The 10730-nt window shown below is 40.6% G+C and carries 12 protein-coding genes; 10 read left to right on the top strand and 2 right to left on the bottom strand.

Going from position 1 to position 10730, the window contains the following annotated elements; translation table 11 throughout:
• The first annotated feature begins 16 nt into the window (after positions 1–16).
• A complete protein-coding gene (locus tag ACGLXV_RS24310; protein WP_391560658.1) occupies positions 17–970 on the top strand; it encodes a DUF4097 family beta strand repeat-containing protein in 954 nt (317 codons plus the stop codon).
• 59 nt (positions 971–1029) lie between these two features.
• Here ACGLXV_RS24310 and ACGLXV_RS24315 read toward each other — a convergent pair whose 3' ends face one another.
• Positions 1030–2565 carry an FAD-dependent oxidoreductase gene (locus tag ACGLXV_RS24315; protein WP_391560659.1) on the bottom strand — a complete coding sequence of 512 codons (1536 nt, stop codon included), beginning with the start codon at positions 2563–2565 and terminating at the stop codon, positions 1030–1032.
• A 139-nt stretch (positions 2566–2704) separates the two neighbouring features.
• On the opposite strand from ACGLXV_RS24315, the gene ACGLXV_RS24320 reads away from it, so the two are divergent.
• Positions 2705–3517: an Fpg/Nei family DNA glycosylase gene (locus ACGLXV_RS24320; protein WP_391560660.1), complete on the top strand. Its 813-nt coding sequence runs from the start codon at positions 2705–2707 to the stop codon at positions 3515–3517.
• Positions 3518–3744: 227 nt separating this feature from the next.
• Here the strand turns inward: ACGLXV_RS24320 and ACGLXV_RS24325 are convergent, their stop codons facing one another.
• The gene (locus ACGLXV_RS24325; protein ID WP_391560661.1) at positions 3745–3879 is read right to left on the bottom strand and encodes a hypothetical protein; all 135 of its coding nucleotides are present in this window, start codon (positions 3877–3879) and stop codon (positions 3745–3747) included.
• A gap of 121 nt (positions 3880–4000) precedes the next feature.
• On the opposite strand from ACGLXV_RS24325, the gene safA reads away from it, so the two are divergent.
• The 8 genes from safA to abc-f all read left to right on the top strand — a co-directional run.
• Positions 4001–4615 (top strand): SafA/ExsA family spore coat assembly protein, encoded by a 615-nt coding sequence (safA, locus tag ACGLXV_RS24330; protein ID WP_391560662.1) that lies wholly within the window; start codon positions 4001–4003, stop codon positions 4613–4615.
• Between the two features lie 515 nt (positions 4616–5130).
• On the top strand, positions 5131–5475 hold the full coding sequence (locus ACGLXV_RS24335) for a lmo0954 family membrane protein (RefSeq protein WP_119706681.1): 345 nt from the start codon (positions 5131–5133) through the stop codon (positions 5473–5475).
• 22 nt (positions 5476–5497) lie between these two features.
• Positions 5498–6142: a PspA/IM30 family protein gene (locus ACGLXV_RS24340; RefSeq protein WP_391560663.1), complete on the top strand. Its 645-nt coding sequence runs from the start codon at positions 5498–5500 to the stop codon at positions 6140–6142.
• Between the two features lie 241 nt (positions 6143–6383).
• Positions 6384–7121 carry a cell wall-active antibiotics response protein LiaF gene (liaF, locus tag ACGLXV_RS24345; RefSeq protein ID WP_119706683.1) on the top strand — a complete coding sequence of 246 codons (738 nt, stop codon included), beginning with the start codon at positions 6384–6386 and terminating at the stop codon, positions 7119–7121.
• The gene (locus ACGLXV_RS24350; protein WP_391560664.1) at positions 7118–8155 is read left to right on the top strand and encodes a sensor histidine kinase; all 1038 of its coding nucleotides are present in this window, start codon (positions 7118–7120) and stop codon (positions 8153–8155) included. The genes liaF and ACGLXV_RS24350 overlap by 4 nt, the downstream gene beginning before the upstream one ends.
• Positions 8148–8780 (top strand): response regulator transcription factor, encoded by a 633-nt coding sequence (locus ACGLXV_RS24355; protein ID WP_391560667.1) that lies wholly within the window; start codon positions 8148–8150, stop codon positions 8778–8780. The genes ACGLXV_RS24350 and ACGLXV_RS24355 overlap by 8 nt, the downstream gene beginning before the upstream one ends.
• A 78-nt stretch (positions 8781–8858) precedes the next feature.
• Positions 8859–8984 carry an RAxF-45 family protein gene (locus tag ACGLXV_RS24360; RefSeq protein WP_391560665.1) on the top strand — a complete coding sequence of 42 codons (126 nt, stop codon included), beginning with the start codon at positions 8859–8861 and terminating at the stop codon, positions 8982–8984.
• 151 nt (positions 8985–9135) lie between these two features.
• A partial coding sequence (abc-f, locus tag ACGLXV_RS24365; protein ID WP_391560666.1) for a ribosomal protection-like ABC-F family protein occupies positions 9136–10730 on the top strand: 1595 nt, incomplete at its 3' end.

Consider the following 10730-nt stretch of genomic DNA (forward strand, 5'->3'; position numbering starts at 1 on the left):
AAGGGGGGAGAACGGCATGAAGAAAATCGTGAGTGCATTATTTATCATGCTTGCCATTGGAATAGTGGGAACATTGGTTTCAGTTAGTGCATCAGGTGGATTTTCATTCGAAACGTATGAGATTAATGAAAAGTTAGTGCTTGAAAATCAAAAGTTGGAAAATCTAAACTTTCACTTTGAGTCCAGTGATGTGATGGTTGTTCCAAGCAGTGACGATAATATCACTGTTGAATTACACGGAAAGATAAGTAGAAAGCTAAAAAAAGAATTGTCCCTTGTAGCCGAGGAAAACGGAAATACAGTAGATGTTAAATTAATTGATCATAATCAACAAATAATAAACATCGGTATTCTTATATACGATACAAACATTCGTATACATGTTCCAGAAAAAGAATATAAGTCGATTACTGTTGTCACATCATCAGCAGATATTGGAGCAGAAGGTGTACTAGCAAAGGAATTACATTTTAATACAAGTTCCGGAGATATCAAGGTTGAATCAAGTGATGCTAGGGAGTCCTTTGAAGTGAAGACATCAAGTGGAGACGTCACCGTGGAGAAGACTAAGTCAAAGAAAATTAACCTTGTTTCGAGTAGTGGAGACCTTTTTCTAAAAGGAAGTCAAGCAACATCAATAAGTACAATAGCATCTTCTGGGGATGTAGTACTTTCGGATGTGGAAGGAGGCTTGGAGACCATTACTTCATCAGGCGATATGTCAATCTCCAGTCAACAGCTAACTGGAGATATTACTGCAAAATCATCAAGTGGCGATGTAATCATTGAGTTCAAGGACAAACCAACTTCTATGAAGCTAGACTTCAAAGGAGAGTCAGGTAGTGGCATCATAGATATTAAGCAAATGAGTTATCAGGAAAAAGAAGAAGATCGTATCATCGGTCAGCTTGGTGACGGCGAATACGAATTAAATGTAAATACCAACTCAGGCGATTTTCACCTGAAATAGGTTTTTTATTAGTATTTGACCATGCCCCTAACAAAGGGGGCATGGCTCAATGATATGAATTAATCCAAATTTAACTTTTTCAAAGGCTCTACCGCAGGACCCTCGACAACTGTTCCGTCGTAAGTGTATCGTGACCCGTGGCAAGGGCAGTCCCATGTACGATCTCCGTGATTCCATTCCACCTCACAGCCTAAATGAGTACAGGTTGTGTCTACAAGATGCAGGCAACCATCATGGTCGCGATAGGCACCAGCGCGCTCGCCTTTCACCATCACCACTGCTCCTTCATCTACCTCGACCTCACCTGGCTCTTTTCCAACATACTCAAGCTTCCCCTTTACCAAATGCTTTGCAACGTCCGCATTAATTTGAATGAATTTTTTGATATCCGGATCGGAATCAAAACGTTGAGGGGCATAAAAATCTCGGTACACATTCTCTTTACCAAGTATCGTATCAGAAAGCAAAATGGCTGCCTGCGTTCCATTCGTCATTCCCCATTTACGATAGCCCGTAGCAATATGAATATTGGAATTTTTCTCAGTAACCGGTCCGATATAAGGGATTTTATCTAATGTAATCATATCCTGAGCAGACCATCGGTACTTGTACTCTTTAATACCGAATACATCATTAGCGAACTCCTCTAGCGCCATGTAATGCTTCATGGTGTCTTCCCCTTGTCCGGTTTTATGACCGTCTCCACTAACAAGAACAAGCTGTTCTCCGTTTTCTAGAGGGGTAGACCTTAACGAGCGAGTAGGTGAGTCGGCACCATAAAACATACCACCAGGAAACTCTTTTTGTGTTGTTACCGCAACGATATAGGAACGTTTAACTTCAAGACGAGTAAAATAAAAGCCGTTTTTATCAACAAACGGATAATGAGACGCTGCAATCACATGCTCGCACGATACTTTTTTCCCGTTTCTTAAAACCACCTTAGGCTGTGAACCTTCCTCTACATCTGTAGCCGTTACATTTTCGTAAACCACGCCACCCGCTTCAATAAATTTACGTAAAAGTACATTCAAGTACTTGAGTGGATGAAACTGGGCTTGGTCAGGCATCACAAGGGTAGACATCGATTTAATGTTAAAAGGGAGGGCTTCCTCTGTTAACTCCCCACGTATGCCAAGCTTTCGATAGGCATCTGCCTCTTCTTCCACTTGAAACGCATATTTGTCTGATACAGCATAAAGAATGGCCTCTTGGGTTGCAAAATCGCACTCGATGCTATGTTCATTTACCATTCGATTAATAAACTCCATGGCGTCAGCAGAGCCCTGATAATACATTTTCGCTCGTTCTTCGCCAAAGTTTTGGAGCAATTCATTATATATTAAACCATGCTGAGCCGTTATTTTTGCCGTCGTATGACCGGTCGTTCCATTTAAAACCCTCCCAGCTTCAAGAATGGCGACTTTTAAGCCTTTATTAGCTAATAGATAACCAGCTGTAATGCCAGTAATGCCAGCCCCAACAATCGCCACATCCACACTGATATCCTCGATTAAAGAATTGTAAATCGGTAAATCCATGTCTCTCCAAAATGGTTCTGGAAAGCGGGGTATTTCATAGTCCTTCATAGACATAGCCGTTCCTCCTCAAATCTTCTAGATGAACATAATTTTTCCAAGTGAGAGAGAAATATGTATGGAAGAAAGGACAATTTTCCAAGCGATACATTGGATTTTGCGCATACTAAAAGAAACCGAACGAAGGAGGTCAACCATGCCTGAATTACCAGAAATGGAGACGTATCGGAAGTTGTTAAGTGAGCGATTATCAGGGAAAGAAATCTCTACGGTGACCATCAATCGTGAAAAGTCGATCAATATGGAGAGTGAAACGTTTATATCGAAAGTACAAGGAGCTAGGGTACAAGCCATTCATAGAAGAGCCAAGCACTTGATTTTTAAATTAAATACAGGAGACAGCTTGCTGCTGCACCTAATGCTTGGCGGCTGGATGTATGTGGGTAGTGAAAATGACCAGCCCAAAAGAACCAAACAGGTGATTCTTTCCTTTGGGGAAATGGAGTTATATTTTATTGGTTTGCGGCTAGGGTATCTACATCTTTTATCTGAAGAGGAGCTTGAAAAGGAGCTGTCTGATTTAGGACCTGAACCGTTGAATGGCCATTTAACCTATACAGCTTGGCTTGATTTAATCAGTGAAAAAAGAGGACGACTTAAAACCACACTTCTTGATCAACAATTTATCGCAGGAATTGGGAATTGTTATTCAGATGAAATCTGTTATGGAGCTCGGCTCATGCCTACCAAACATGCAGATACATTGGATGAGGGAATGCAAAAGGATCTTTATGATGCGATTCAATCAGTGCTGCAGCGAGCGCTTGGGTTGGGAGGCTATATGGATCAGCCTTTATATAAAGGGGACACCTTTACGGGGGGATATAATGATCATTGCTTTGTGTACGACCGAGAAGGGGAAGTGTGTGGGAGATGTGGAGGAACGATTTGCTTTGAAGAGGTATCCTCAAGAAAATGTTTTTATTGTCCAGGTTGTCAAAGGGACTAAGAAAAGCGCAAGCGCCCTGGTAAGCGCCGTATGGCCTGGAGCGCTCCAACTGAGATAAAGGAAACACGAAGAGCCAGAAGGCGATTCGATGTTGACTTATCGTAGGGCGGAGAGCGAAGGACACTAGGCGCTAGGGCGCTGGAGCTAGACAATTTTCAAAGTTGAAAGTCTTATCCTTTCTTATCTTTTAAAAAAAGTGGCCCGAGAGAGATTCGAGCCACTTATTTCTAATCTTTTGGAGCGGGATCAATTCGATGTGCATCCTCTGAATCAAGTGCCGTTCTTAGATAATAAATAAACACACCACCAACAATTCCTAAGCAAATAGCCAATCCAACGGTTGTTACCCACATCAAACCCATGGAAATCCCTCCTTTACACACTATATGAAGGGGACAATGAATCTTTTCCAATTTGGAAACATTCTCCTTGATTTTTTTAGCTGAGGAAGATGAATTCTATTATTGTTAGGAGGTGGTAAATATGCTTAAAAAGCTAATCTTAGGAATTGCTCTATTACTGTCATTGGTTGTTATCCCAACAAACTCGTTCGCACAACAAGTGTATACTGTTCAACCGGGAGATAGCTTATGGAAAATTGCTGTTCGTTATCAAGTGGGATTATCCGAAATTATTCAGGCAAACCCACAGTTTCGAAATCCAGCACTTATTTATCCGGGACAAAGGGTAAACATTCCAAACTATGATGCGACCAAGTCGATTGAAAATCAAGTCGTCCAATTGACAAACCAAGAGCGTGCCAAGTATGGATTAAAGCCTCTTGTTGCGGACTGGGAACTAGCACGAGTGGCGCGTTACAAATCAGTTGACATGAGAGACCGAAACTATTTTTCTCACACAAGCCCTACATACGGATCGCCATTTGATATGATGAAAAACTTCGGAATATCGTACCGTAGTGCAGGAGAAAACATCGCAGCCGGTCAACGCACACCGCAAGAGGTAGTGACTGCATGGATGAACAGTGAAGGCCACCGTAAAAACATCCTTAGCTCAGGATACACGCATATCGGTGTTGGTTATGCACAAGGCGGATCAAAGCAGCATTACTGGACACAAATGTTTATTTCGAAGTAGGAAAAGTCGGAGGGAACTCCGGCTTTTTTCAATTGGGGAGTTATGATGTAGTTTGCATGTGGAAACCGGGGATCGCAAGTAAGAGCATTGGATCGCAAATATAATCGGAAGATCGCAAGTAAAGTCGGTGGATCGCAAATAAAACTTGAAGATCGCAAATAAAATCTGGGAATCGCAAATAAATTTTGAAAATCGCAAATAAAATCCGAAAATCGCAAATAAATTCAAAAAATCGCAAATAAAGCTGACCCAGCGCATAGAAAAACACCCATTCTTTTAAAAATAAGATCTAAAACGGCCCGAAGAAAATCAAATTAACGAACATTCCCCTTAAAACCCTCCTCAACCATTACGAAAATGACGAGTTTTCCTCTATTAAATCAACTCTAACCCGCGATTTACCAACAGTCTTATCACTCTCTAAGCCTCAAGTCGTATATGAAAATCAAGCTTAAGCTCGTTATGAGAAGTTTGAAATCTAGGTAAGATGATATCAAGAAGGGAGGCAACAACAAATGAAAAAATTCGGGTTGCTTTTAATAGGAGGCATTGCAGCGTTAGTTTTATTAGCAAATCTTGGTCCACTGGTAGGGTTAGTAGTCAGCATGGCGATTCTGTACTTTGTGTTTAAGCAGTTTTTAAAGACAGATTCGACAGGGATGAAAATCGGGTTAGGAATCTTAGGATTCATTCTCCTGATGGCATCCATCTCTAACGCACCGGCGATCGTTGGGATTGTAGCTGCATATATTCTCTATGTTGTTTACAAAAAATTTAACGAAACAAAAGTAAAAGAAACAGTTTCAAACGACCCTTTTCAAAACTTTGAAAAGCAATGGTCTGAACTAAATAAAAACTAATTTTAAAAGAGGAGAGATATTTATGTCAAACTTATTTACACGATTAAAAAATACGATTGTAGCTGATTTAAATGAAGCAATAGCAAAAAAGGAAAACAAAAATCCGATTGCGATGCTGAACCAGTATTTACGTGAATGTGAGCTAGAAACAGAAAAAGTAAGAAAGCTTGTTGAAAGACAATATACTTTGCGTGACGGGTTTACTCGCGAGTTAAAGCAAGCACAGGAACTTGCTGAAAAGAGAAAATACCAAGCTGAAGTAGCACAAAATGCAGGTGAAACGGAGCTTTTCACATTTGCTAGTGCTGAGCAACTTCAATACGAAGAGAGAGCAGCGCGATTAAGCGAATCCCTTCGTTACACGGAAAATCAATTGCAAGAGCTAGAGCAAAAATACGAGGAAATGAAGCATAAGTTGAAAGATATGCATATACGTCGCATGGAATTAATGGGAAGAGAAAACCTATCTCGTGCTCACTATCAAATGAATAAAGTGTTAGACAATGACAACTACTCCAACCCATCCGTTTCGCGCTTTCAAGAAATTGAGTCATACCTTGATCAAATGGAAGAGAAGATAAATACCTCATACTACAGAAACACCATCGATGCCCGCATCGCCAAACTAGAAAAAGAAATGAAAAAAGAAGAAGCTACTACTTTGTAAGAAAAACTGATATTCTAGAAGAAAAGCGGAGGTGCCTTTTCAGCGACGTATGGACTGGAGCCCTTTGACTGAGATAAAGGAAACACGAAGAGCGTAAGCGATTCGATGTTGACTTATCGTAGGGAAAAGGGTGAAGTACACTAGTCGCTAGGCACTGTAGCTAGACATAGAAGATGGAAAAACTAGAAGGCGTAGCACTACGCCTTCTATAAGTCTAGAGAACAGGAGAGGAGGAATCAACATGGTAGGAAAAAAGAAGAGTGATCTTCTCAGCTGGGCAGTTATGTTTGGAATAGTATTGTTACTACTTGAGGTCACTTTCTTTAATCGTGGACTGATCTTCTCCCTCCTTGTTGCATCAGGAATGATTTATATCGGGAGGAAGCGCCAGCCAAAAACATCAGGCAAATTCTTATTTTGGGCAGGAACGATCTTCTTTATTTTAAGTGTGTTTAATATGATGACTATTAAAGTCTTTTTGTTTGGGATATTGGGTTATTTAATTATTCAATTTGCAAAGTCTAAGCGTTCCCCAGAAAAAATACAGCCTGAGGTAGTCGAAGCACAAACGAGTGCACCACAAACAGAAACAATCGTAAAAAAAACGCCCTTATTTGAAAATACCATTTTCGGTGAACAGAGAACGAAAGACCATGTGTATGAGTGGAATGATATTAATATACAAACAGGAATCGGTGACACGATTATCGATCTAAGCTATACCGTTTTACCAAAAGGTGAGACGATTATATTTGTACGAGGGTTAGTCGGGAATATCCAGATTCAAGTTCCTTACGATGTAGAGGTTTGTGTGAATCACAGTGTCCTTGCTGGCTCTAGTAATATATTGAATGTAACAGGAGATAAGCTGTTCAATCAGCGACTGCATGTTCAAACGAGCGAGTATGAGAAAGCGGATCAGAAGGTGAAGGTATTCACTTCGATGCTGGTGGGTGACCTCGAGGTGAAGCGAGTATGAGTATCGTACAACGCCAAATTGTTTGGGGAATTAGTCTGTCTCTATTCGTTTTCATCTTTTTATCTGTCTCGTTTTTTATGGCTTTTCCAGTCTACAATTGGTCTGAGCTATGGGAACGTGATTTAATGGATATCCCATTCATCTTCTTTCTTCCAAGCGTAAGTATTGCGATTGGAATTTTGTTTGGTTTGGGATCGGGATTTTACTGGCGGAAACAGATGCAAACGATTGACGATATTCTTCATGAAGTAGAGGAAGGACGCGCAAGTCAGATTGAGAATGGCATCTCCTATGAACCGATTGTCCAAAGAGTTCGTAAAATTCAAAAGCAAATTGCTGACCAGGCAAAGGCTTCTCAGAAGCTTGCTAATGAAAAAGCAGAGGATCAGGAAAATCGTATTCAAGAAATCATATCTCAAGAACGCAATCGGTTGGCTAGAGAGCTTCATGACTCGGTGAGCCAACAGCTTTTTGCGGCTTCGATGATGATGTCTGCAATCAATGAAACGAAGCAGATTGAAAGTGAGAATCGAGAAGCAAAGCAGATGAAGATGGTAGAAGAAATGATTCATCAGTCTCAATTGGAAATGAGAGCGCTTCTTCTTCATTTACGTCCAGTGCCGTTAAAAGGAAAAACACTTCAAGAAGGTATTGAAGAACTGTTAGTCGAACTATCACAAAAAGTAACGATGGAAATAGGATGGAAGGTAGAGGAGTTTCCTCTGGATAAAGGTGTGGAGGACCATCTCTTTCGAATACTTCAGGAATCTGTTTCGAACATTCTTCGTCATTCAAAGGCGAAGGAGCTGGAGGTTTTACTCATCCAGCGGGACAATTTTATCATTATGAGGGTAGTAGATGATGGAGTTGGCTTTGATGTGGAAGAATCAAAAGCTGGTTCGTATGGACTTCAAAATATGCATGAACGTGCAGTGGAAATTGGTGGAACGTGCAAAATTATTAGTGTAAAAAATAAAGGTACCCGTCTAGAAGTAAAGGTCCCGTTGATGAGGAAGGGTGAGAGCAGTGATTAGAGTCGTGTTTGTTGATGACCATGAGATGGTAAGAATTGGAGTTTCTTCGTATTTATCTGCACAGCCAGATATCGAGGTTGTAGGTGAAGCGGATAATGGAAAAGCAGCGATTCCAATGGTCCTAGAGTTAAGGCCGGATATTGTATTAATGGATTTAGTCATGAAGGAAATGGATGGCATTGAAGCAACACGGCAAATCATTGCAGAATGGCCCGAGGCAAAAATCATCATTGTGACAAGCTTTTTAGACGATGAAAAAGTATATCCGGCACTTGAAGCGGGAGCAACGAGCTATATGTTAAAAACCTCAAAGGCTAGTGAAATAGCTAATGCTGTCCGGGCAACCTTTCACGGTCAATCGGTTCTTGAACCTGAGGTGACAGGCAAAATGATGATGAAAATGCGTCAAAAAAATGATGTAGCACCGCATGAGGAGCTTACCTCACGAGAAATGGAAATACTCTTGTTGATGGCTGAGGGAAAAAGCAATCAAGAAATTGCTGATGATTTGTTTATTGCGCTTAAGACGGTAAAAACCCATGTGAGTAATGTTTTAAGCAAGCTTCAAGTACAAGATCGAACGCAAGCCGTTATTTACGCGTTCAAACATGAGCTAGTAAAGTAAAATTTACATAAATTTCTTGCTTTTCAGCTCCGGAATGAATAAGATGAAAGTAACTAACTGGAACGGAGGTGGAAAGAGATGAAAAATGCTGTTTTGATGCGCGGATTCTGGATGGACTATACGTATATCGTCCGTGCAATTTTTGCTGGTTTTGCGAACAACGGGAGAAGTCTGCCCTTTTTAAGCAATTCCATAGCAAACTAAACAGTGAAACATCTCTTATCCACAAATAATGAATGGATGAAAGAGGGCTTTCCGCTCTCTTTTTTTCGTACACATTTTTCGTGCCATGGGATTTTTCCCATGGTTTTTTTGTGTAAAAAAACATACAAACTCCGGGAGGTTCAAATAAAATATGATTACTTTAAGCGTAAATTCCATAAGCAAAATGTTTGGTGGGAACACCATTTTTGAAAACTTATCACTAGAAATTCATGAAGGAGACCGGGTTGGACTCGTTGGTCGAAACGGGAGTGGGAAAACGACTCTTTTTAAGCTATTAGCTGGGGAAGAAATTCCGGATAGTGGTCAAATTCATTGGAGAAAAGGGACGACAATAGGTTATTTAGAACAAATTCCTGGTTTCCAAAGTGAAATAACTGCTTTAGATGTGTTAAAAACCGCATTCGCCTCATTGGTAGAGATGGAGACGGAAATGAAAGAGCTTGAATTACGGATGGCGAATCCTAATGTTTCTGCAGAGAGTCTTGGAAGATGCGTAGAAAAATACGGACAGTTACAGGATCAATACACACTGCTAGGCGGATACGAAATGGATGCCAATATTGATCGCATCTCCAATGGCCTTTCTATTCAACACCTCTTAGATAAATCGTTTCAGTCTCTAAGTGGAGGTGAGAAAACGAAGATAGGCTTAGCGCAACTTCTGTTAAAGCAACCGGATCTATTATTACTAGATGAACCAACGAATCATTTAGATTTGATGTCAGTGGAGTGGCTTGGACAGTTTTTAAAAGAGTATAAAGGTACGGTTGTTATTGTGTCTCATGACCGATACTTTCTCGATGATGTGGTGACAAAAATGCTTGATTTAGAGGATGGGGAGATTACTTCATATATAGGAAATTACTCTGTTTTTGTGAAGGAGAAGGAGGAGCGTCTTTTAAAGGAATTTCAGGCATATGAAGAACAGCAAAAAAAGATTAAGAAAATGAAAGAAGCCATCAAAAGACTACGTGAGTGGGCAAATCGTGCAAATCCGCCGAATGAAGGGCTTCATAAGCGTGCGCGTAATATGGAAAGAGCGCTTGAAAGAATGGAGAAGCTGGATCGACCACTACTGAATCGTAAAAAGATGAATCTTGAGATGGAGGTAGCAGACCGGAGTGGCAAGGATGTGGTTGTCATGAAGGAGGTAAATAAATCTTTCGGAGAGCAAGTTTTATTTCAGGATGCCCATCTCCACATTCAGTTTCGTGAAAGGGTCGCGATGGTTGGTGAAAATGGGACGGGAAAATCCACGCTTATTAAAATGCTTCTGCAGCAAGAACAGGCTGATAGTGGAGAATTAAAGCTTGGAAGTAATGTGAAAGTCGGTTATCTTTCTCAGCATATTTTTCCTGATAAAAAGGACGAAACGGTGATTGAATTATTCCGAGATGAAATAAAGGTAACAGAAGGGGAAGCAAGGCATATTCTAGCTCGCTTTTTGTTCTATGGGCACAGTGTGTTTCGAAAGGTATCCCAGTTGAGTGGTGGGGAGAAAATGCGACTTCGCCTAGCACAGATGATGTATCAGGATTTGAATTTTCTCATCCTAGATGAGCCTACCAATCACTTAGATATTGAATCCCGTGAAGTTCTTGAGGAAGCTCTAGAAGAATTTAATGGAACCATCCTGGCAGTATCGCATGATCGCTACTTTTTAGATAAGCTATTTGATCACATTTATTGGATCAAAGACAAAAGACTTTATCATTTCGCAGGTGG

It is taken from the genome of Robertmurraya sp. (assembly GCF_036676585.1).
Classification (GTDB): domain Bacteria; phylum Bacillota; class Bacilli; order Bacillales; family Cytobacillaceae; genus Robertmurraya_A.

What these genes read in the sequence shown, in the direction of transcription:
- ACGLXV_RS24310 (WP_391560658.1), top strand. Translation starts at nt 17, where the DNA reads ATGAAGAAAATCGTGAGTGCATTATTTATCATGCTTGCCATTGGAATA.
- ACGLXV_RS24360 (WP_391560665.1), top strand. Translation starts at nt 8,859, where the DNA reads ATGAAAAATGCTGTTTTGATGCGCGGATTCTGGATGGACTATACGTAT.
- liaF (WP_119706683.1), top strand. Translation starts at nt 6,384, where the DNA reads ATGGTAGGAAAAAAGAAGAGTGATCTTCTCAGCTGGGCAGTTATGTTT.
- safA (WP_391560662.1), top strand. Translation starts at nt 4,001, where the DNA reads ATGCTTAAAAAGCTAATCTTAGGAATTGCTCTATTACTGTCATTGGTT.
- ACGLXV_RS24315 (WP_391560659.1), bottom strand. Translation starts at nt 2,565, where the DNA reads ATGTCTATGAAGGACTATGAAATACCCCGCTTTCCAGAACCATTTTGG.
- ACGLXV_RS24320 (WP_391560660.1), top strand. Translation starts at nt 2,705, where the DNA reads ATGCCTGAATTACCAGAAATGGAGACGTATCGGAAGTTGTTAAGTGAG.
- ACGLXV_RS24350 (WP_391560664.1), top strand. Translation starts at nt 7,118, where the DNA reads ATGAGTATCGTACAACGCCAAATTGTTTGGGGAATTAGTCTGTCTCTA.
- ACGLXV_RS24325 (WP_391560661.1), bottom strand. Translation starts at nt 3,879, where the DNA reads ATGGGTTTGATGTGGGTAACAACCGTTGGATTGGCTATTTGCTTAGGA.
- ACGLXV_RS24335 (WP_119706681.1), top strand. Translation starts at nt 5,131, where the DNA reads ATGAAAAAATTCGGGTTGCTTTTAATAGGAGGCATTGCAGCGTTAGTT.
- ACGLXV_RS24340 (WP_391560663.1), top strand. Translation starts at nt 5,498, where the DNA reads ATGTCAAACTTATTTACACGATTAAAAAATACGATTGTAGCTGATTTA.